Source organism: Sphingomonas sediminicola (assembly GCF_049991885.1).
GTDB classification, from domain to species: Bacteria; Pseudomonadota; Alphaproteobacteria; order Sphingomonadales; family Sphingomonadaceae; genus Sphingomicrobium; species Sphingomicrobium sediminicola.
Map to the genome: position 1 here is coordinate 2,621,021 of NZ_CP178916.1, position 21,500 is coordinate 2,642,520.

Genomic DNA, 21,500 nt, shown 5'->3' on the forward strand with positions numbered 1-21,500 from the left:
CGCCGTTTCCGGCGAGCCCTCCCCCTTTTAGTAGCGCTGTCGTCAGCCGCGCTCTGGCGCCGGCGGCGGCGGCGGAGGCGGTGGCGGCGGAACCGGGCATGCCTCAGTCGCCAGGATCACCGATCCGTCGGCGCAGGTCTGCGTGGCCGGCGGCGGCGGAGGCGGCGGAGGCGGCGGTGGGGTCTCGACCACCGGCGCAGCCTTTGCTGCGGCGAACCGGGCGCGAAGCGTCAGGCCGTAGGTCCGCGGCTCCGCGAGGTAGGACGAGAAGATCTGCCGGCCGCCCGGAAACTGCGGATCGGTGAACGGAGCGCCCGTTGCACCTTCCTGGAACGGCGAGTTGAACGCGACCTGCTGATAGTCCTCGTTGAACAGGTTCTGCGCCCAAAGTTCGAGGGCCCAGCGGTCATCCGGTCCGCGGACGCCGATGCGGCCGTTCACAACCGTGAAGCTGCCCTGCGTCTTCTGCGGGAAGAGGTCCGAACCCGTGTTGAATCCGCTGCTGTAGCGGCCGTCGATGTAGAACAGGCCGGAAAGCCCGCTGCCTCCGATCGGCGGGGTCCACGACAAGGATCCCGTCACGACCGTCGACGGAGCGTTCGAAACGCGGCGTCCCGGGAGGCGGCGCAGAGCCTGGTTGAGCGGCGCACCGTCGTCGGTTCCGACAAGGTCCCCACGATAGCGCGTGTCGGCGTAGGTGAAGCCGGCGTTGACGCGCAGGTCCTTCATCAGCCTTGCCGACGCTTCCAGTTCGACGCCCTGCGAGCGGACGCCGTACCCTACGTCGCCGCTGTCGCAGGCGCCTGACGTTGCGGCGGCGGGATTGTAGTTGGGCGCCGTCGAGAACTTCGACTGATCCTCGTCCGTACCTCCGAGGTCCGAATCACAACCGTTGATGTTCTGGACGATGAAGACAGTTCCATCGAAGGTGTTGAGCTGGAAGTTTTTGAACTCCTGCCGGAACAGGGCGAAGTTGAAGAGGATTCCGCCAGCCGAATATTTGCCGCCGATCTCGAACGCATCGACGGTTTCCGGATCGAACTGGAGCCGGCTGACCAGCGCCTGCGCGCCACCCTGCGACGCGAAGGTGAAGATCGGAATCTTCAGCGCCGAACGGTCGAGGTTGAAGCCGCCCGCCTTATAGCCGCGCGAGAAACTGCCGTAGAGCAGCATGTCGTCGTTCGGCTTGTAGGAAAGCACGCCCGTGCCGGTGAGCTTGTTCTCCTTGCGCTTGTCGCGGATCGAAACGCCATTGAGCTCGGCCGTGCTGTTGCCCTGGCAGCTGAGACCGAGGATGCCCTGGATGACCGGGGCAAGCGCGGCGTTGCCGATCAGCGGAAGCAGCGAAGCCTGGTTGAGCGTGCAGGCCGTATTGTCGTTGCCGAACGTGGCCGAGAATTTCTTCCGCTCGTTGGTGTAACGAAGACCCACGGTGACGTCGAAGTGCGATGTCACGTGGAAGATGTTGTGGGTGAACAGCGCCCAGTTGCGGCTGTTTTGCTTGTATGTATCGCCCGTCGCGCCGACGTCGCTCATCCCATCGAGGCGATCGATCGCGGCGTAGATGAGCGGGCTTGCTGCACCGAAGGCTGCCGGACGCGCGGCTAGACAGCCCGCGGCAGCGGGGTTGTACAACGGTGACAATGCGCTGCCAGTGACCAGGCGGCAGGTCGCGAAACGGCCGTATTGGTCGCCGAAACGAAGCTGATCCTTCAGCGTCAGGTCCTCGTCGGCGTAATAGCCGCCGACCAACCAATCGAGCTTGTCGTTGAAGGCGCGGCCGTTGAGCCGGACTTCCTGGCTCAGCGTCTCGAACTTCCGCGAAGAGCTTCCGTCGTCCGGGCGATAGAGGATGTCGACGGTGCCATAGTCGAAGTCGCCGCCCTGGTCGGCCTTGTAATGGCGCCATCCGGTGATCGAGGTCAGCTCAGCAGCGCCGAGGTCGAACTTGCCCTCGAGAGAGACGCCGCCGTCCTTGGTCTTGCCGTTATAGCCGCGGCCGGGAGTGACCGAGACGTTGCGGTTGAACCCGTCGGTGAATGCGCTGAGATCCTGGCCGAGATCTCTCAGGACCCTGATGATGTTGTTTTGCGCCGGGTCGTTGAGCCCGTCGATCTGCGAGTTCATGTCGTCGTTGACGTAAACCGCCGCGCAGCAGCGCTCCTTGCGCCACGTGTAATCGCCGATCAGGCGGAAGCTGATGTCGCTCGTAGGCTCGAACAGCAGCTGGCCGCGCGTGAACAGGCGATTGCGGTTGTTGATCGTAGTGTCGTTCGCGGCGTCGTCGTAAAAACCGTCGCGCTTGACGTAGACGACGTCCAGGCGGCCGGCGAGCGTGTCGGTAAAGCCGCCGGTGATGCCGCCGGCGACGCGCCGGAGATCGTAATTGCCGATCGTCGCTTCGCCATAGCCTTCAAAATTGTACGAAGGCCGCTTGCTGATGATGTTGATGAGGCCGGCCGATGCGTTGCGCCCGAACAATGTGCCCTGCGGACCGCGAAGAACCTCGACCCGGTCGAGCTCGCCCATTTCGTTGAGGCCAATGCCCGAACGCGAACGATAAACGCCGTCGATGAACACGGCGACCGAGCTTTCGAGGCCGGGGTTGTCGCCGACCGTGCCGATGCCGCGGATACGGGCCGAGCCGTTCGCTTCGCTACCGGTCGAGGAGACGAGAAGCGACGGGGCAAGCTGGTTGAGCTGGCGGATGTCGGTGACGCCCGAATTCGCCAATTCGCCGCCGCCGATTGCAGTCACGGCGATCGGAACGTCCTGGAGGACCTGACGGCGGCCCTGCGCGGTGACGATGATGTCGCCCGAGTCGGATTCGGACGCAGCCTGCGCTTCAGGCGTTACGCCTGCAGCTTCCGTCGGTGACGGCGCTGTCGGCTGCGGTGTGGATTGGTTGTCCTGGGCGTTCGCCGGACACGAAATGGCGACGATGCCTGCCGATAGCAGCCACACGGACTTGCGCATAATTCCTCCCCTGTGCGCCGCTCTCCCTGCGGCGTGAACAGCGAAAGCTAATCCAGGTGATGAGTCAAGGAAAGCAACGGCGGCGTTATGAGCCGCACAATCGCAACGCGTTGCTGCACAATTGCAACAGCGCTTTCGATTGATGCGGATGCCGTAGCGTCAGCTTGGCGCGACTTCGGGCGAGGCAGCGTTCTGCGGCGTCAGTTCGGACCACGATCGCGTCATCAACGCGATCGCACGATCGATATGCGCGTCGGTCGTGCGCCAGGAAGACACGCTAAAGCGGAAAGCAGACTGTCCGCGCCAGACCGTCGGCCCGAACCATATCGTGCCCGATCTTTGCGCAGCTTCGCGTATCGCGGTCGTCGATTGCTCGGTATCGGCACGCGCAACGACCTGGTTGAGCACAACGCGATTGAGCACGTTGAAGCCTGCGGCTTTCAGCCCATCGGCAATGCGCTGCGCTTGCGCGCAATGCCGCTCGACGAGCTGCTCGATCCCGTTCCGCCCGAGGCTGCGCAGCGCCGCCCAGACGGAAACTCCGCGTGCGCGCCTCGAAAACTCGAGAGTCAGGTTCTTCTGCGAATCGCTCGAAGATGTCGCGTAGACTGCGTCGCTGTTCATGCTGGCGGCGAGCGCATCGGCGTCGCGGCAGATGGCCATCGCCGCATCGTACGGAGTGTTGAGCCATTTGTGCCCGTCGGTGGTCCAGCTGTCGGCCAACTCCACGCCTTCGGTCATCGGCTTGAGCTTTTTTGAAGCCCGGGCCCACAGCCCGAACGCGCCGTCGACATGCACCCATGCACCGGCCTTCCGGGCGGCCGGAATGATCTCGGCGAACGGATCGAACTCGCCGGTATTCACCTCGCCTGCCTGCAGGCACAGGATCGTTGAACCGTCGAGCGCTGGAAGGCGCTTCGGATCGACCCGCCCGAACTCATCCACCGGCGCGACGATCAAATTGTTCGTGCCGAAGCCCAGAACCCGGAGCGTCTTCTTCACCGTGATGTGCACGGCCTCTGAGACCACGACGCGGATGGGCGGTGCGCCAACGAGGCCCTCGCCATCGAAATCCCAGCCGTGACGCTTCAGCAAAGTACGCCGCGCCGCGGTCAGGCAAATCAGCGTGCAGGCAGTGGCGGAGGTGCCGAAACCGACCGCGCTTTCGCGAGGCAGATCGAGCGCCTCTAGCACCCAACCGGCAGCGACCTTTTCCAGCGTTGCGGCAGCCGGCGAATTCGCGAACGAGGAAGCTGTCTGGTCCCAGGCGAGAACCAGCCTGTCCGCCGCTGCGGCGGCCGGAAGGGTCGCTCCCACGACGAAGCCGTAATAATTTGGCCCATTGCTCGCGACCGTCGCCGGGGATCCGACGTCGTCCAGCAGCGCCAGCGTCTCCGCATCCGGACGGCCCGTATCAGGCAATCGCTCGCTGAAGCGTTCGAGCGCATCGATCGCCGAGTCTTCCGGAAACACGCGTCGCGCATCGGCGCCGGCCACGTAGCGGCGGGCGCGTTCGTCGGCGTCCTGCAAAAGTGATAGCTCGTCCATGCTTCGAGCCCGTTGCTCCGAGCGGCCTTGGCCGGCCAATCAAAAGGCACGCGGAATCGATAAGCGGATTTGTACGAGCCGCCGGGCTACGCCGGACTTACTTCGGAGCGAGCACCATCAGCATCTGGCGGCCTTCCATGCGCGGATGCGCTTCGACCTTGGCCAGTTCGGCAGTCTGCTCCTGAACCCGGCGGAGCACGTTCATGCCAAGCTCGCCGTGTGCCATTTCGCGGCCGCGGAAGCGCATGGTGACCTTCACCTTGTCGCCGTCCTCGAGAAACTCGAAGACCTTCTTCATCTTCGTGTCATAGTCGTGGTCGTCGATATTCGGACGCATCTTGATCTCTTTGATCTCCTGCGTCTTCTGGCGCTTGCGCTGCTCGTTGGCCTTCTTCTGGGCCTCATACTTGTAGCGGCCGATATCGAGGAACTTGGCGACCGGCGGATCGGAATTCGGGGAAATCTCGACGAGGTCGAGGCCGACCTCCTGCGCCTGCTCGAACGCTTCGCGCGTAAACATCACGCCCAGGTTCTCACCGTTTTCATCGATCACCCGGACCTTCTGGGACTGGATGAATTCGTTGTAGCGGGGGCCGGTAAATTGCGGCGGCGTCTGCGCTCTGCGCGGATAGGGCGGGGGTATAGTCGAGTCTCCAAGAATGCTGTTGTAACGGGGGCGAAGTAAGCACTGGACGCCCAGTTGAAAAGTCCGGGCGCCGAAAGCGCGTCATTTTTGCCGCGACCTGTTGCGAAGAGTCGTCAGACGGTCAGCGTTTCAGGTCCGGCGGAATCGCTTCCTCGACGATCATCGAGATCGCTTCATCAACGGTCATGATCAATTGCCGTTCCTCAGAGCCGAGGCGGCGCAGGGCGACGGTGCCTTCCTCGGCTTCGCGCTTGCCGACGACCAGCAGCAGCGGGACCTTCTTCAGCGAGTGCTCGCGCACCTTGTAGTTGATCTTCTCATTGCGAAGGTCGGTCTCGACCCGGATTCCCTGGCTCGCGAACCTGGCCGCGACGTCCTTCGCATAGTCGTCCGCGTCCGACACGATGGTGGTGACGACGGCCTGCACCGGCGCCAGCCACAGCGGGAACTTGCCCGCATAATGCTCGATCAGGATGCCTAGGAAGCGCTCGAACGTGCCGATGATCGCGCGGTGGAGCATAATCGGCCGGTGTTTTTCGCCGTCCTCGCCGATGTAGGTGGCGTCCAGGCGTTCCGGCAGCACGGTATCGGTCTGGATGGTGCCGACCTGCCAGGTGCGGCCGATCGCGTCCGACAGATGGAACTCCAGCTTCGGCGCGTAGAAAGCGCCCTCGCCGGGTAGCTCCTCCCAGCCAAATTCCTCGGTGTTGCGGCCTGCGGCAGCGACCGCATCGCGAAGCGATTGCTCTGACCAGTCCCACATTTCGTCCGAGCCGAAGCGCTTCTCCGGCCGCAGCGCGAGCTTGATCGCATATTTGTCGAAGCCGAGGTCGCGATAGACGCTGTCGAGCAGGTCGCAGAATGCGACGACCTCGTCGACCAATTGCTCCTGGGTGACGAAGATGTGCGCGTCGTCCTGGGTGAACTGGCGCACGCGCATGATGCCGTGCAGCGCTCCGTGCGGCTCGTTGCGGTGGCAGCAGCCGAATTCGGCAAAACGCACCGGCAGGTCGCGGTAGCTTTTGATGCCCTGCTTGAAGACCAGGATGTGCGCGGGGCAGTTCATCGGCTTAAGCGCCATCAACTCGGCATCGCCGGACAGGATCGGCGCATCGTCCTCGGTCGACGGAATCTCGTCGGGAACGACGAACATGTTCTCGCGATACTTGCCCCAGTGGCCGGAACGCTCCCACTGCCTGGCGTTCATCAGCTGCGGGGTCTTGATCTCGAGATAGCCCGCAACGTCGAGCCGGCGGCGCATGTAGGCCTCCAGCTGGCGCCACACGATGTAGCCGTTCGGGTGCCAGAAGACGCTGCCCTGCGCCTCGGGCTGGAGGTGGAACAGGTCCATCTCCTGGCCGATCTTGCGATGGTCGCGCTTGGCCGCTTCCTCGAGCCGAACGAGGTGTTCGTCGAGCTGCTTCTTGTTGAGCCAGGCGGTCCCGTAGATGCGCGAAAGCATCGGGTTCTTGGGATCGCCGCGCCAGTAAGCGCCCGACACGCGGGTCAGCTTGAACGCGTTGGGGTCGACCTTTCCGGTCGAAGCGAGGTGCGGACCCCGACAGAGATCCATCCAGGCGTTTTCGCCTTTGCCCGACCGATACATGGTGATGGGCTCGCCCTCGGGCAGTTCCATCACCCATTCCGCCTTGAACGCTTCACCGGTGCGCTCGAAGAAGGCGCGGACATTCTCGCGAGTCCAGACTTCGCGGATCAGCGGTTCGTCGCGAGCGATGATTCGCCGCATCTCTTCCTCGATCGCGGGCAAGTCTTCGTCGGTGAAGGGGCCATGCTCCGCGGTCGGCGCGAAGTCGTAATAGAATCCGTCATCAGTCGCGGGCCCGAAGGTGATTTGGGTTCCCGGAAAGAGGTTCTGGACCGCCTCGGCGAGGATATGCGCGAAGTCGTGGCGGACGAGCTCAAGCGCGTCCTTCTCATCGCGTGAGGTGATCAGCGCGAGGCTGGAATCGCCCTCGAACGGTCGCATGATGTCGCGCACTTCGCCGTCGATCTTGGCGGCAAGCGCGGCCTTGGCGAGGCCCGGCCCGATCGCGGCAGCAACGTCCGCGGGTGTCGAACCCTCGGGCATCTCCCGTACCGAGCCGTCGGGAAGCGCGATCTTGAACATCTTGGTCATTGCAGGGCGCATGTAGCGACGGACCGCATCCCTCTCAACCGCGCAAGCATCAGCTGGCGGTTGCTGCCGACGCCAGAGTTCAGATAATCGTGCGGCAGCTCGGGGAAAGCTGATGAGTCATTGAGTAATTACGGCATTCTCACCGCCTCGCGCGGAGCCTCGCCGGTGTCCGTCCGGCTTGAGCTGAACGATCGCGAGTTGGTAGTCGACAGGTCCGGGCAGCTCGATTTCGTCCCTCTACAGTCCCTTCGGCGCCTGTCGTCAGATCCGTTTCAGCTGAAGCTTGGCCGGACTGGACGACGCGGTTGGGAGCTCCGAATGTCCGGCGCGCTTGCGGAGCAGATTCGCGGACAGGTCAGCGGTCGCCGCCGAAGACTTCGCTGGGGTGCAGCCAAAGTTTGGCACATCGGCATTTTCGTCGGGACAATGCTGGTCATCGAACTTGTGAAGGTTCCGCCAGATTGGTTGGCGCCGCTGGTGCCAGCCAGCGTAGAACGGCGGCTCGTTCCCGAAGATGTGCGATCCGACTACGGAAGCTACTGTAAATCCGCCAAGGGCGATTTGGCTTTACGAGTACTCCTCGAACGTATCGATCCCGCGATTGCGAAATCGGTTCGTATTCAGGTCGTGGGCAACGAAGGTGCCTTCCTGGTCTCAAGTCTGCCCGGCAATCGGCTCTATGTTTCGAACGCGTTCCTGACCACCACTGATCCAGAAGAATTAGCCGCGCTGCTCGCTCATGAAGTTGCTCATCTCCGAAACGGGGATCCAGTTCGAGCTGCGCTTCGGGCGAGTGGGACGATTGGCGGACTCATAGGCAGAATTGCTGGAGATCGACGACCGGAACAGCTCCTTGTTTTCTCAGAGGAAGAAGAAAGGAAAGCGGATCTGCAAGCCGTTTCGATGCTGATGGCCGGAGGTATCCGAACCCAAGCGGGCGCAGAGCTGTTCGAAAGGATGGAACAGGAGCGGGAGGCGAACAGAAGCTTCGGCAAAGAACAATATTACATGCATTTCGGCTTCGGGCAGAACCGCGCGAAACTCTGGCGGGACATTCCTGACAAATCGGCTGCGTTTTGGGTGCGTCCGGCCTTGTCTTCGGAGCAAGCGGATGCCCTCTTCAATTACTGCCATATGACCATCGGACCGAGAAAGACGCCATTGCCGACTCATTAGGCACCCCGGCCGATCCGGCCCACTTGCCAACCTTCTTTATTGATTGCAGTTTCGCCCGGCTCGGGAGGGGGATCGAGTAATGGATAGCTACAAGGCGTGGCCCGCCGACGGGGACGAGCGTGCCATTCGCTTCACCGGGAACTGGCGGGAATATCTTCCGATCGCGGCGACCAATGTCGCGCTGATCATCGTCACTCTGGGCATCTACCGCTTCTGGGCGACCGCGCGCCAGCGCCGCTATCTATGGTCGCGCACGCACATCGTCGACGACGGTCTCGAATGGACCGGCACGGGGAAGGAAATGTTCTTCGGCTTCCTAATGGTCGTCGCGTTCATCCTTCCGTTCTTCGTCTTCATCCAGTTCCTGTTCCCGGCGCTCGTCGCGCGCGGCAAGGAAGCTGCGGCGGGCGGGCTCATGTTCCTGTTCTACATCGCCTTCTTCTATCTCGCCGGCGTCGCCCGCTTCAGGGCGCTTAGGTACCGGCTGTCGAGGACGTGGTGGCACGGAATCCGCGGAGGCAGCGACAATCCCGGCTGGAACTATGGCGGCGAATATCTTGGCCGCCATGCACTGTCATTCATGACGATGTTCATCATGTACCCTTGGGCAGCAACGCGCCTCTGGAATTCACGCTGGAAGGCCATGAGCTTCGGACCGCTTCAGTTCCGGGCTGACCTGACCGCCAAAGGCCTGAAAGCGCGCTGGGTATGGGTTTATATTGCGCCGCTGCTGCTCATGGCTGTCAGTGCGGCCATCGCGATGATCGTGATCACGGCGAAGCTTGATGGCCAAGAGGCAGACCCCGAGAAGATGGCCGGTCTCGGGGGCGTTCTGGGCGTGATCCTGGTCCTTTTTTACATCGTCCTGCCTCTCGCGACCCTTCACTGGTACGCCAAATTCTATCGGAACGCCGCTGCCGCTACGACGCTCGGCGATATCGAGTTCGGCTTCGACGCGACGACCTGGGATTGGCTGAAGCTGTTCCTAGGCAATATTGGCCTCGCGATCGTAACTTTTGGTTTCGGGCTGGCATTCTGGGGCTACCGCCAATGGGCGTTCATGGTGCGGCACATGCACGTGTACGGCGTCGTGAACCTCGACCAGCTGACCCGCTCGACCGTGGCTGCGCCGCGTGAGGCGGAAGGCTGGGCCGATGCCTTCGACGTTGGCGCGATCTGACCGGCGATGATCGACGGCATCCTGTACGACGGCGTCACCGGCGACCGTCGCGAGGTTCGCGCTGAACCGATTGGCGGCAAGCTCCAGCTGACGCATTCGGACGGATCGCTGGAAACGATCGATGCCGCCGTCCTGCGGCGGATCGACCGCGATCCCGACAAACTCCGCATCGGCCGGAGCGACCGCGAGGGCTGGCGGCTGCTCGTCCCAGCCGCGGCGAAATCGGACTTCGATCCGCTGCTCGGCAAGGAAGAGCGATACGGCCGATGGATCGACCGCATCGGGCTGGTTCCTGCGCTGGTCACCTTCGGCGTGATCACCGCGGGGATCGTCGCCATCGGTTATCTGTCGCCGAAATGGATCGCGCCGCATGTGCCCGAAAGCTGGGAGCGCAACGTCGGGGACGCCATCGTCGGTGACTTTGGCGACAATCGGTGCCGCGGAGCTGAAGGGCAGCGCGTGCTCGATAAGCTGGTCGAGCGGCTCGATCCTGGTGCGACGCACGGACCGAACGCGATCAGGATCGCGACCCTGGACTTCCCGATCTTTAACGCAGCCGCGCTTCCGGGCGCTCACATCGTCGTCTTCCAGGGTGCCCTGGACGAGGTCGAGGACCCGGATGCGCTCGCCGGCGTCGTTGCCCACGAGATCGCCCATGTCCGCCGGCGGCACGTTACCCAGGCGCTTATCCGGGAGCTTGGAATCGGAGCGCTGATCCGCCTCTTCGCCGGCGACGTCGGCGTGAACGCGCAGCAACTGGTCTCGCTGTCCTACACACGGGAGAATGAGGCGGAGGCGGACCGCGACGCAATCGTGATGCTGCGCCGCGCCAACATCTCTCCGAAGCCAACTGGCGACCTGTTCGTCCAGCTGGCCAACGAGATGGGCGAAGAGCCGGGCTTCACGGGCGAGTTCCTGCAGAGCCATCCACTCAGCCGGAAACGCGCGGAGCGCTTCGTCGCCGCGGCGCAGAAGGGGGTCACCTATCGGCACGCCTTGTCTGACGGCGAATTCCACGCGCTCAAGCTGATGTGCCGATCGGGAGAGCAATCCTAGCGCCAAGCTTGACAAGCTTCCGCGATTGGAGGCCCTCTAGGTGGGAATTCGCGGGAGTTGCGGATGGCGGCACGGCTCGCACTGGCGGTCTTGCTAGCGGCTGCGGCGCAGCCGGTCGCACCGGCGTCCAAACCGGCCACCCGCCTGTTTTCGGAAGATCAGCCGATCCACGTGACGATCAAGGGGCCGATTTCGGCAGTCGTCTCGACGCCGGCGCCGGCACGGACTGCGAGGCCAGCCGTGCTGCAGGCAGGGGCGGAAACTCTTCCGATCCTGCTCTCGCCGCGCGGAATCCTTCGGCGGACCAAGGTCGCCTGCTCGTTCCCGCCGCTCGGCGTCCAGTTCACCGCCAAGCCTCCCACGCAGTCGCTGTTCGACCGGCAGAAAAGGCTCAAGCTCGTTACGCATTGCCGCAATCCATCCGATCACCAGCAATATGTCCTGTTGGAATATGCGGCTTACCGGATGTTCAATGTGCTCAGTCCGCTTGGCCTCCGGGCGCGCCTCGGCACATTCGACTATGTCGAGCAAAACGGCCGGGCCGTAGCGTCCAAGACCGGATTCTTCATTGAGGATCCCGACGACGCGGCAAAAAGGAATTCGCTGGCGGAGCTGCGCATCGCCGCGCGCATCGCGCCCTCGCAGCTGGACCCGGTGACGTCGGCCCGGGCGGCGATGTTCGAATATATGATCGGCAACACCGACTGGTCGATGCGCGCGGGCCCGGCAGGCGACACCTGCTGCCACAATTTCAAGCTGCTCGGGCGAGCGGCGGGTGCGCAATATGGCATTATCCCCGTGCCCTACGACTTCGACGTCTCGGGACTGGTCAATCCACCCTATGCGTTGCCCCCCGACGGTCTGGGGATCGATACCGTCAAACAGCGTCGGTATCGCGGCTACTGCGTCCACAACCGCCAGGCGCTTGATGTCGCGGCTGAGTTTCGAGCGAAGAGGGCAGAGATTGTCGGGGTCCTCGGAACCGTGCCGGGCCTGGAGGGGGGTCGGCAGCAGAAGGCAGCGGCCTATCTGGAAGGCTTCTTCCAAGACATTGCTACCGACGAGGATGTCAATCGGCGGTTGCTGAAGACCTGTATCAGGTAAGATCGGCGGGAGGCGCTGCCGCGGCCGGTTTCACGTCCGGATCGCAGTCGGTCATGTAGCGTTTCTTGAGGCCGCGCCGGTCGCCGTAATCGGTCACCCACAGGATCAGGAACGTGTAGTTGAACGCGATCGTCATCACGATCGCCAGCTCCAGCGCGCCGATCCCCGCCGACAGGCCGATGCCGACCGCGAGCAGGATGAACAGGGCATCGCCCGAGCTCTTGAGCGAATTGCGGAAGCGCACGGCTGCCGCGATCCCGGCGATCGAGAAGGCGAGCGCCAGCGAGTTCTGGACGATGATGATGATGCTGGTGACGACGATCGGTAGGATGATGATCGTGTCGACCAGCGACTGGTCGTAATCCTTGGGATTGCGGATCGCGATATAGACCCAACTGCCGGGCAGGGCCGTCAGCAGCGCGCCCAGTATGGTGATCGTCAGCCAGTAGAGGCTCTCGCGGAGATTGCCGATCTCGGCCGCCGCCGGGCTCGGCGCGAGCATTCCATCGAGGCCAGTGGTCCGCGGGCCGGACATCAAGGCCTCGACCCCGCCAAATGGCATATATTCGCGAAGATACGGAAATAGACGCAACGCGATCAGGACGATCGCAGTGACCGCGACATAATATGCGGTCAGCTTCGCGAAGAGACGCAGCGCCAGCATTGCGAGCATCCTGACACAAGCGAAACGAAAGAAGAAGCGCAGCCGCCTCTCGACGGCTGCGCCTTCTATTCTGGTCTAATCTCGAACTGTTCTCAGAACAGGATGATCAAAAGGATGATCAACAAAATGAGACCGCCGATACCGATATACATCGCTTGGCTCCCACTGTTTTGGTGTGGTGAGGTAACGATTCCGGGTCGAGCGAAGTTCCGGTGATTAGGTTAGCGGCAACCGGTGACGACGGCAGAGCCCTGCGCCTTGACCGTGCAGGCCGGACCGCCCGCGATCTCCACGCTCGCCACGCCGCGGGCGTCGACCTTGGCGCTGTTGCTCACGTTGAGCCGCACCTGTGAGGGGCCCTCGGCTCCGACGGTGACGTCCTTTACTGCAAGTGCGGATGCATCGAGCGAAGAGGTGCCGCGAACGATCGCGGTTAGCTTCGGCGCAGCACCGGCTAGAATGACGCTTCCGGCGCCGGCAATGCCGATCTCCATCTGGTCGACGGCGGCGTTGCCGATAGCGGCCGAGCCGGACCCCTGGACGGCGAGGTTGAAGGATAATCCCTTCACACGATCCACGGCCAGCGACCCGGAGCCGTTGACCCAGGCCGCCGACAGATTGAGGGTTCCCACGGAGATTTCGACCGGGCCGCGTCCCTCGCCTGGATACGCTCCGCCCCATGACGAGGGGTTTGCCCGGATGATCAGGGTCTGACCCTGCTGGTCGACCGAGACTCCGTCGATGGCGGCGGATGATCCGCTGACCTTCGCGTAAGGCGAGACACCCGTCGTGACCTTCACCTTATAGGGTCCATCGACGCGAACGCGATCGAAGGTCGTCACGCTCAAGGTGCGCTCGGCCGCGATTGCCGGCGAAGCGAGTGAGACGAGGCAGAAAACGAAAATGGCGGTCCTGTTCATGCCGCCACTCTCGCTTGTCATGGTTAAGATGTCACTATGAGCAGCGGGCCGAGCCGGAGCCTGCCTTCGAGACCGTGCACTTGGCGCCGCCGGTCATCTCGACGTTGCCCGATCCCATGATGTCGACCGAGGCGGTCGTGCTTGCCTGACCCGCGACATCTCCCGATCCCGCAATGGAGACCGCCGCGGTTTCGACAGCGACGCCCTTGGCGTCGATCCCGCCCGATCCGGCGATTTCATATTCGGCTGATTTTGCGCGGCCGGAGCCGGCGGAAGCATTGCCCGAACCGGCAATCGACAGCTTGAGCTTGCCGACTTCGACCTTGGCTAGCTTCAGGTTTCCTGACCCCGCAATCGCGCCGTCGAAGCTGTCGCCGGCTACCTTATCAATGTTGATGTCGCCCGACCCGGCGAGCTCCGCGCCGCGCAGGCTCGGGACGGTCACGTCCAACGTTACCTTACCGTGGCCGGAGCCCCAGCTGAAGCCCATGCGCGACTTGTGGCGGATGACGAGGATCCCGTCCTTTACTTCCACTTCGAGATTGTCGATCGCCTTCTGGTTGCCGTGGGCGCGGACGCCTGGAGCCGCGCCGGTGCGAACGGTCGTGTTGTAGGCGCCGGCAAGGGCAATCCGGTCGAACCCGCCGACCTTGTAGGTCCGGTCGACCACCGGCCCGCCATTCTCGCCTCGCGCTTCGCTGCAACCGGCCATAGCCGCCGCTGCCGCTACGATTCCAAACACGATCGCCCTTTTCATCAGTACCTCCTCAAGCGTATTACCGAACTAATACACTAGGGCAGATGCGAAGGGCAAGCGCAAAAAGAAAGGGCGCGCTCCGCTTTGGAGCACGCCCTTGTTCTTTAAGCGGAAGCGAAACGCTTAGGCGTTCGCGACTTCCTTGGCCTTGTTGTGGATCGGCCATGCCTTGTTGAGGATCTCGAGGATCTTCGCCAGCGCGGCCTTCTCGTCGGTCTGCTCCATGGCGCCGAGCTCGCGGGCCAGGCGCGACGAAGCCGCCTCAAAGATCTGACGCTCGGAGTAGCTCTGCTCCGGAGCATCGTCCGGGCGGAACAGGTCGCGGGTCACTTCCGCGATCGAGGTCAAGTCGCCCGAGTTGATCTTCGCCTCATACTCCTGAGCGCGGCGCGACCACATGGTGCGCTTGACCTTGGGCTTGCCCTTCAGGGTCTCGAGAGCGTCCTTCATCGTCTTGTCGGACGAAAGCTTGCGCATGCCGACCGAGTCAGCCTTCAGCACGGGAACGCGAAGAGTCATCTTCTCCTTCTCGAACCTCAGCACGTAGAGATCGAGGCTGGTTCCGGCGATTTCGGTGCTCTGCAGCTCGACCACCCGGCCGACTCCATGCTTGGGGTACACCACATAATCGCCAACGTCGAAGCTAAGCGCCTTCGCAGCCATTGCTATCCTTTCCGTTACGGCAGACTAGAGCCGACACGTTGCTCGCATCGTCCCCCAAAACGACCCGTTCGGTCGCGGCTCCTTGCCTGTTTCCGGTTCCTGCAAAAATGGCCTTCGCTGATTGCGAGGGCCTCTATTACAATTTTATATCACAACTGATCTCGAAAAACCACCCTGAGTCGAATCTATCCACAGCGCCATCCCCATCTAATTGCTCAATTAGATCGCTAATCCCAACTGACGCGACTGTGCGGCATTAACTTCGATTAAATTGTGCAATCCCAGTCCGAGCAATCGTATGCCTTTCGGTAGTGGGTGCAGTGCCGCAAGGAGGGCTTGGCCCGCCGATTCAAACTCGCAACGCCCCAGCGTGGTTCCGAAACTCTTAGATCGGGTGATGATCTCGAAGTCCGCGAATTTCACTTTGAGCGTGACGGTCCGCCCCGAAACCGCAGCTCGCTCGATGCGGTCCCAGGCATAGCCGGCGATGCGCGTCAGCTCCGCGGCGAGGCGTTCGGGATCGCGCAAATCGTCGTCGAAAGTGCGCTCGGCGCTGACCGACTTGTACGGCCGGTCCGGCTTCACCTCCCGCTCGTCGATCCCCCGGCAGATGCGCCAGTACCAGCGGCCGGAACTGCCGAACCGCGTCTCCAGTTCTGCTAGGCTCCGCTCCTGCAAGTCCGCCCCAGTTTGAATACCGAGCGCTTCAAGCTTGCAGGCCGTAACCGGGCCAATCCCGTGGAAGCGCGAGACGGGCAAAGCGGCGATATAGGCCTGCGCCCGCTCGGGGGTGATGACGCAAAGGCCGTCGGGCTTGTTCTGGTCGGAAGCGAGCTTAGCGACGAACTTGCAATAGGAAACGCCGGCCGAGGCGGTGAGGCCGGTTTCCTCGCGGATGCGGCGACGGATTTCCTCGGCGGTTGCGCGCGCCGTGCCGAGGCCTCGCTGGTCCGCAGTCACGTCGAGATAGGCCTCGTCGAGGCTGAGCGGCTCGATCAGGTCGGTATAGTCGGCGAAGATCGCCCGGATTTGCCGCGATACCTCACGGTACACGTCAAACCGCGGCTTCACGAAGATCAGCTCAGGGCATTTCCTTTTGGCCGTGACTGACGGCATCGCCGACCGCACGCCGAACGGCCGGGCCTCATAGCTCGCGGCCGTGACCACACCGCGGTGCCCGCCGCCGACGGCAACCGGCTTACCCCTCAGTTCAGGATCGTCGCGTTGTTCGACCGACGCGTAGAAAGCATCCATGTCGACATGGATGATCTTGCGGACGGGCTTGTCGGAGTCGGCCACGCGATTTCACTGTCCTACAGCGACCCAGGAAGTCTAGGCATTACGACCGCAACTTTGACGGGGTTCGCAAGGTGACGAAGTGGAAGAAGTGGAAGACCCCCCGGTTTCAATCAGTCGACTGACATGATCGTCACCCTGACCGAGCGGTCGAGCTTTGCATCGCGCTCTCCAATCTGTTTAAGGGCGCCCCGATGAATATCCACGAATATCAAGCCAAAGAGCTGCTCGCGAAGTTCGGAGTGCCGGTTCCCGCCGGTTACGCCGCCATGTCCGTCGACGAAGCGGTCGAAGCCGCGAAGAAGCTGCCGGGACCGCTGTGGGTGGTTAAGGCGCAGATCCACGCCGGTGGCCGCGGCAAGGGCAAGTTCACCGAGCTCGGACCCGACGCCAAGGGCGGCGTCCGCCTCGCCAGGTCGGTCGAGGAAGTCCGCGCCAACGCCGAGGAAATGCTCGGCAAGACGCTCGTCACGATTCAGACGGGTCCGCAGGGCAAGCAGGTTCAGCGCCTCTACATCACCGATGGCGTAGACATCGCGAAGGAATTCTACCTCGCGCTGCTTGTCGATCGCGAGACGGGCCGCATCGCCATCGTCGCGTCCACCGAGGGCGGTATGGACATCGAGAAGGTCGCTCACGACACGCCTGAGAAGATTCAGACGCTGACCGTCGATCCGGCGACCGGACTGATGCCGCATCACGGGCGGGCCGTGGCGGCGGCGCTCGGCCTCACTGGCGATCTCGCCAAGCAGGCGGGCAAGCTTCTGCCGCAGCTCTACAATGCGTTCGTCGGCACCGACGCTTCCCAGATCGAAATCAATCCGCTCGCCGTCACCGACGACGGCAAGCTGCTGGTGCTCGATGCCAAGGTCGGCTTCGACAACAATGCCGAGTTCCGCCATCCGGAATTGGAGCAGATGCGGGACCTCACCGAAGAGGATCCGATGGAGATCGAGGCTTCGAAGTACGACCTCGCCTACATCAAGCTCGACGGCAACATCGGCTGCATGGTCAACGGCGCCGGCCTTGCCATGGCGACGATGGACATCATCAAACTGAACGGCGCCTTCCCGGCCAACTTCCTCGACGTCGGCGGCGGCGCCTCGAAGGAAAAGGTCACCGCGGCCTTCAAGATCATCCTCAGCGATCCCGCGGTGAAGGGCATCCTCGTCAACATCTTCGGGGGGATCATGCGCTGCGACATCATCGCTGAAGGCATTGTCGAAGCGGCGCGCGAAGTCGATTTACGGGTGCCGCTGGTGGTTCGCCTGGAAGGCACGAACGTCCAGCAGGGCAAGGACATCTTGGCGATGAGCGGGCTTCCGATCATCGCTGCCAACGACCTCGGAGATGCGGCGAAGAAGATCGTCGCCGAGGTCAACCAGGCGGTTCCCGCCTGAGCATTCTGGGAGCTACGCGATGAAGGTGCTGGTCGCCGTAAAACGGGTGATCGACTATAACGTGAAACCGCGCGTCAAGATGGACGGCACGGGCGTCGATCTCACCAATGTGAAGATGAGCATGAACCCCTTCGACGAGATTGCCGTCGAAGAGGCGATCCGTCTGAAGGAAAAGGGCGTTGCGACGGAGATCGTCGTCGTCTCCATCGGCCCGGCCAAGGCACAGGAAACGCTCCGAACCGCTCTCGCCATGGGCGCTGATCGCGCGGTCCACGTGACGACCGACGAGGAGGTCGAGCCGCTAGGCGTCGCCAAGCTTCTCGCCAAGATTGCCGATGAAGAACAGCCGCAGCTGATCATCCTCGGCAAGCAGGCGATCGACGACGACAATAACGCCACGGGCCAGATGCTCGCGGCGCTTCTCGGCTGGCCGCAGGGCACGTTCGCGTCGAAGCTGGATCCGTCGGACGGCGAGGTCAGCGTCACCCGCGAGGTCGACGGCGGTCTCGAAACCGACAAGCTGAAGCTTCCGGCCGTGATCACCACCGACCTTCGCCTGAACGAGCCGCGTTACGCCTCGCTCCCGAACATCATGAAGGCCAAGTCGAAGCCGCTCGCGACGAAGACCCCGGACGAGCTTGGCGTCGACATCTCGCGCCGCCTCGAAACGCTGAAGGTCACCGAACCGCCGAAGCGCCAGGCCGGCGACAAGGTCGGATCGGTCGACGAGCTGGTTGGCAAACTCAAGGCATTGGGAGTGGTGGCATGAAGACGCTCGTCTACGTCGAGCACGAGGGCGGCCAGATCAAGGACGCCACGCTCGCGGCCGTCACCGCCGCCTCGAAGCTGGGCGAAGTTCATGCGCTCGTCGCCGGCAGCAATGTCGGCGCCATCGCGGACGCCGCGACCAAGATCGCGGGTATCGGCAAGGTCCACGTCGCCGATGGCGCGCATCTCGATCACGGCCTTGCGGAGAATGTCGCCCCGGTCGCCGCCAAGCTGATGGAGAGCCACGACGCGTTCGTCGCTCCGGCAACGACCACCGGCAAGAACATCGCTCCGCGCGTCGCCGCCTTGCTCGACGTGATGCAGATTTCCGAGATCCTGTCGGTCGAGGACGAGAACACGTTCACCCGCCCGATCTACGCCGGCAACGCGATTGCGACCGTCCGCACTGGCGATGCGAAGAAGGTGCTCACCGTTCGCGGCACTGCGTTTGAAAAGGCTGCACGCGAAGGCGGCAGCGGCTCGGTCGAGAATGTCGACGTGGGCGGCGATTCCGGGAGCAGCAGCTTCGTCGGCCTCGAAGCCTCGAAGAGCGACCGTCCTGAACTTACCAGCGCCAAGGTCATCGTCTCCGGCGGCCGCGCGTTCGGTTCGTCGGAGCAGTTCCATTCATTGCTCGACCCGCTCGCCGACAAGCTCGGCGCAGCCGTCGGCGCCAGCCGCGCCGCGGTCGATGCGGGCTACGCGCCGAACGACTATCAGGTCGGCCAGACCGGCAAGATCGTCGCTCCCGAGGTCTATATCGCGATCGGCATCTCCGGCGCGATCCAGCACCTCGCCGGGATGAAGGATTCGAAGGTCATCGTCGCCATCAACAAGGACGAAGAAGCCCCGATCTTCCAGGTCGCGGACATCGGCCTCGTCGGCGATCTCTTCAAGATCGTCCCGGAACTGACCGAGAAGCTCTAAAATCCGCTGAGAAAGGTGACGACGTTCGCGCCCAGCGCGTCGATGGCGTACCCGCCTTCCATGACGACGACGGTCGGAAGTCCGAGCGCCGCGATGCGCTTTGCCATCGTCGCGTAATCGCTGGTCCTGAGCCCGAAGTGGCTGATTGGGTCGCCTTCGTACGTGTCCGCTCCATACGAGACGATCAGCAGTTCGGGTTCATGGCTATCAATCCAATCGAGCGCCTTGAACAACGCGGGCTCGTAACCGTTCCAGTCAGTGCCGCGCGGTAGAGGCAGGTTGAGCGTTGCGCCTTCGCCCTTGCCCGACCCGGTTTCATCGGCATGTCCCCAGAAGAAGGGATAATCGGTGCCAGGCTCCGCGTGGATCGACGCGTAGGCCACGTCCGCTCGAGCATAGAAGATGTCTTGGGTCCCGTTGCCGTGGTGGTAGTCGACATCGAGGATTGCGACGCGCTTCTTGCCGGCTGCAATCGCATGTTCCGCCGCGATCGCTGCGTTGCTGAGGTAGGAGTAGCCGCCGAGATAGTCGCGGCCGCAATGATGTCCGGGCGGCCGGCAAACCGCGAACGCCGATCGCTCACCACCAAGTACAAATTCAGTCGCGGCGAGCGCCGTCTGCGCGGCCCAATAGGCAGCCGTCCAAGTACCTTCCGCAATCGGCGTGGACGTGTCGAAACCATATTGGCCGAGCAGCGCGTCGATGCGACTTAGGTTTAGCGGACGCCTACCGATGACCGGGAACGTGTAGGGAAAGGCATCGCCTTCGCGTCCCGCTTCGCGCCATCGATCGTACGCCGTCCGAAGGAACTCGATGTAGTCGTGTGAGTGGACGCGAAGGATTGGGTCCAAGCCAAGGTCAGGAGGCGCGACGGTCGTCCCGATCGCTTCCAGGATTGCATCGACCCTCCCCGGATGCTCGGCCGCGGGATGCACCCCGCCGTTGAAGAACTCCCCCGCCGGCGAGTGGGCCCGCTGCTGCTCGCCCCAAAAGCAGCGCATCAGCGTTCCGCTTTCGGCCGGGGCGCATCCGCCGGCTCGGTGAAGTCTCCAGCGAAAATTTCGAGCGCCTCGTCGCGATCATCTTCGACGACGAACGGCCGGGAGAAATAGAGCAACGCCCAGCCGCTCACGCCCGCCATGATGGATCCCGCAATCGTTCCAAGCCGGGCCGCATCGACCAGCTCCGGATCGTTCGGAAAAGCGAGCGCCCCGATGAAAAGGCTCATCGTAAAACCGATACCCGTTAGCAGCGCAGCCCCATAAAGCTGGATCCACGGCGTGCTCGGCTCCCGCTCCACGACGCCGAACCGGACCATCAGCCAGATCGATCCGAACACGCCGACCTGCTTTCCGACGAATAGCCCGGCCATGATAGCCAACGGCAACGGCTGCAGGACCTCGCCCAGTCCGTCGATGTGCACGCCTGCGCTTGCCAGTCCGAACAAGGGCACGATCGCAAGCATCACCCATGGATGGATGCGATGCTCAAGCCGTTTAAGCGGCGAATGGGCTTCGCCTCGGGCAAGCGGGATGGTCAGGGCTGCGAGCACTCCCGATATGGTGGCGTGAATTCCGCTCGCCAGCATCGCGTACCAGAGCAGGGCGAAGCCGATCATGTAAGGCCAGAGGCGGCGAACCCCGAACAGGTTCAACAGGGCCATTGCCCCAAATACTACCGCAGCGCCCCCGATCGCCATGGCATCTAGACCAGCCGTGTAGACGAGTGCGATGATGATCACGGCGCCGATGTCGTCGATGATCGCAATGGCTACTAGGATAAGCTTGAGCGAGGGGTTGGCGCTCGATCCGAGCAGCGCAAGCATACCTACGGCGAAGGCGATATCGGTAGCCGACGGAATCGCCCAGCCGCGGACCAAGGTTGGATCGAACCCGGTCACCGCGAGGTAGATCAACGCGGGAATGGCCATTCCCGCAACCGCTGCGACGATCGGCAGACGACGCGCGGCCGGAGTGGAGAGACGCCCCTGGTACCATTCACGCTTCACTTCGAGCCCGACAAGGAGGAAGAAGATTGCCATCAGGCCATCGGCAATCCATTCGTGAAGCGACAGGATCCCGAAGCGCGGCATGGGCGGGCCGAATGTCGTTTCGAGCGCTGCGTGATAGCCCTCGGCAAAGCCGCTGTTGGCGAGAATCAATGCTACGGCAGCAGCCGCCATCAGCAGGAGGCCGCCAATCTTTTCCTGTTGCTGGAGTTCGCGAGCGCCGCCGGCCATCAAGGTGTCTTAGCGTTACAGCCCGACAAGAAAAGGCCCGCCG

The 21,500-nt window shown here is 63.0% G+C and carries 18 protein-coding genes; 7 read left to right on the plus strand and 11 right to left on the minus strand.

The features are described from left to right. Positions 1-42 precede the first annotated feature (42 nt). The 4 genes from ACMC5O_RS13675 to thrS form a co-directional block, all read right to left on the minus strand. Entirely contained in the window at positions 43-2,976 is a 2,934-nt protein-coding gene (locus tag ACMC5O_RS13675; protein ID WP_426693018.1) for a TonB-dependent receptor, read from the minus strand. Positions 2,977-3,135: 159 nt separating this feature from the next. After that, on the minus strand, positions 3,136-4,524 hold the full coding sequence (locus ACMC5O_RS13680) for a pyridoxal phosphate-dependent decarboxylase family protein (RefSeq protein ID WP_187708320.1): 1,389 nt from the start codon (positions 4,522-4,524) through the stop codon (positions 3,136-3,138). Positions 4,525-4,621: 97 nt separating this feature from the next. Beyond that, positions 4,622-5,167: a translation initiation factor IF-3 gene (gene infC / locus ACMC5O_RS13685; protein ID WP_187709971.1), complete on the minus strand. Its 546-nt coding sequence runs from the start codon at positions 5,165-5,167 to the stop codon at positions 4,622-4,624. A gap of 124 nt (positions 5,168-5,291) precedes the next feature. Continuing rightward, positions 5,292-7,307 carry a threonine--tRNA ligase gene (gene thrS / locus ACMC5O_RS13690; protein WP_187708319.1) on the minus strand — a complete coding sequence of 672 codons (2,016 nt, stop codon included), beginning with the start codon at positions 7,305-7,307 and terminating at the stop codon, positions 5,292-5,294. A gap of 318 nt (positions 7,308-7,625) precedes the next feature. Here thrS and ACMC5O_RS13695 point away from each other — a divergent pair, with 318 nt between their 5' ends. From ACMC5O_RS13695 to ACMC5O_RS13710, 4 genes are all read left to right on the plus strand, one after another. Continuing rightward, the gene (locus tag ACMC5O_RS13695) at positions 7,626-8,483 is read left to right on the plus strand and encodes a M48 family metalloprotease (protein WP_187708318.1); all 858 of its coding nucleotides are present in this window, start codon (positions 7,626-7,628) and stop codon (positions 8,481-8,483) included. Between the two features lie 79 nt (positions 8,484-8,562). Next, positions 8,563-9,663: a YjgN family protein gene (locus ACMC5O_RS13700; protein WP_187708317.1), complete on the plus strand. Its 1,101-nt coding sequence runs from the start codon at positions 8,563-8,565 to the stop codon at positions 9,661-9,663. Between the two features lie 6 nt (positions 9,664-9,669). Then, complete coding sequence (locus ACMC5O_RS13705; protein WP_426693019.1) at positions 9,670-10,719, plus strand: M48 family metallopeptidase; 1,050 nt, start codon at positions 9,670-9,672, stop codon at positions 10,717-10,719. 63 nt (positions 10,720-10,782) lie between these two features. Continuing rightward, positions 10,783-11,823: a hypothetical protein gene (locus tag ACMC5O_RS13710; RefSeq protein ID WP_426693020.1), complete on the plus strand. Its 1,041-nt coding sequence runs from the start codon at positions 10,783-10,785 to the stop codon at positions 11,821-11,823. Here the strand turns inward: ACMC5O_RS13710 and ACMC5O_RS13715 are convergent. From ACMC5O_RS13715 to dinB, 5 genes are all read right to left on the minus strand, one after another. Beyond that, the gene (locus ACMC5O_RS13715; protein WP_187708314.1) at positions 11,816-12,487 is read right to left on the minus strand and encodes a DUF4956 domain-containing protein; all 672 of its coding nucleotides are present in this window, start codon (positions 12,485-12,487) and stop codon (positions 11,816-11,818) included. The genes ACMC5O_RS13710 and ACMC5O_RS13715 overlap by 8 nt on opposite strands. A 221-nt stretch (positions 12,488-12,708) precedes the next feature. Next, positions 12,709-13,407 carry a GIN domain-containing protein gene (locus ACMC5O_RS13720; RefSeq protein ID WP_426693021.1) on the minus strand — a complete coding sequence of 233 codons (699 nt, stop codon included), beginning with the start codon at positions 13,405-13,407 and terminating at the stop codon, positions 12,709-12,711. Between the two features lie 34 nt (positions 13,408-13,441). Further along, positions 13,442-14,164: a head GIN domain-containing protein gene (locus ACMC5O_RS13725; RefSeq protein ID WP_187708311.1), complete on the minus strand. Its 723-nt coding sequence runs from the start codon at positions 14,162-14,164 to the stop codon at positions 13,442-13,444. A gap of 123 nt (positions 14,165-14,287) precedes the next feature. Further along, positions 14,288-14,827, minus strand: coding sequence for a CarD family transcriptional regulator (locus ACMC5O_RS13730; protein WP_187708310.1), 540 nt, complete (start codon positions 14,825-14,827; stop codon positions 14,288-14,290). Between the two features lie 219 nt (positions 14,828-15,046). Next, on the minus strand, positions 15,047-16,126 hold the full coding sequence (gene dinB / locus ACMC5O_RS13735) for a DNA polymerase IV (protein ID WP_187708309.1): 1,080 nt from the start codon (positions 16,124-16,126) through the stop codon (positions 15,047-15,049). Positions 16,127-16,317: 191 nt separating this feature from the next. On the opposite strand from dinB, the gene sucC reads away from it, so the two are divergent. From sucC to ACMC5O_RS13750, 3 genes are read left to right on the plus strand one after another with little or no spacing between them, the layout of a single operon-like run. Further along, positions 16,318-17,523 (plus strand): ADP-forming succinate--CoA ligase subunit beta, encoded by a 1,206-nt coding sequence (gene sucC, locus ACMC5O_RS13740; RefSeq protein ID WP_426693022.1) that lies wholly within the window; start codon positions 16,318-16,320, stop codon positions 17,521-17,523. 19 nt (positions 17,524-17,542) lie between these two features. Then, positions 17,543-18,292: an electron transfer flavoprotein subunit beta/FixA family protein gene (locus tag ACMC5O_RS13745; RefSeq protein ID WP_187708308.1), complete on the plus strand. Its 750-nt coding sequence runs from the start codon at positions 17,543-17,545 to the stop codon at positions 18,290-18,292. Next, the gene (locus ACMC5O_RS13750) at positions 18,289-19,218 is read left to right on the plus strand and encodes an electron transfer flavoprotein subunit alpha/FixB family protein (RefSeq protein WP_187708307.1); all 930 of its coding nucleotides are present in this window, start codon (positions 18,289-18,291) and stop codon (positions 19,216-19,218) included. The genes ACMC5O_RS13745 and ACMC5O_RS13750 overlap by 4 nt, the downstream gene beginning before the upstream one ends. Here the strand turns inward: ACMC5O_RS13750 and ACMC5O_RS13755 are convergent. Both ACMC5O_RS13755 and nhaA read right to left on the minus strand, forming a co-directional pair. Continuing rightward, positions 19,215-20,219 (minus strand): histone deacetylase family protein, encoded by a 1,005-nt coding sequence (locus tag ACMC5O_RS13755; protein WP_187708306.1) that lies wholly within the window; start codon positions 20,217-20,219, stop codon positions 19,215-19,217. The genes ACMC5O_RS13750 and ACMC5O_RS13755 overlap by 4 nt on opposite strands. Next, positions 20,219-21,457, minus strand: a complete 1,239-nt coding sequence (gene nhaA, locus ACMC5O_RS13760) for a Na+/H+ antiporter NhaA (protein ID WP_426693023.1) — start codon at positions 21,455-21,457, stop codon at positions 20,219-20,221. The genes ACMC5O_RS13755 and nhaA overlap by 1 nt, the downstream gene beginning before the upstream one ends. Between the last annotated feature and the right edge of the window lie 43 nt (positions 21,458-21,500).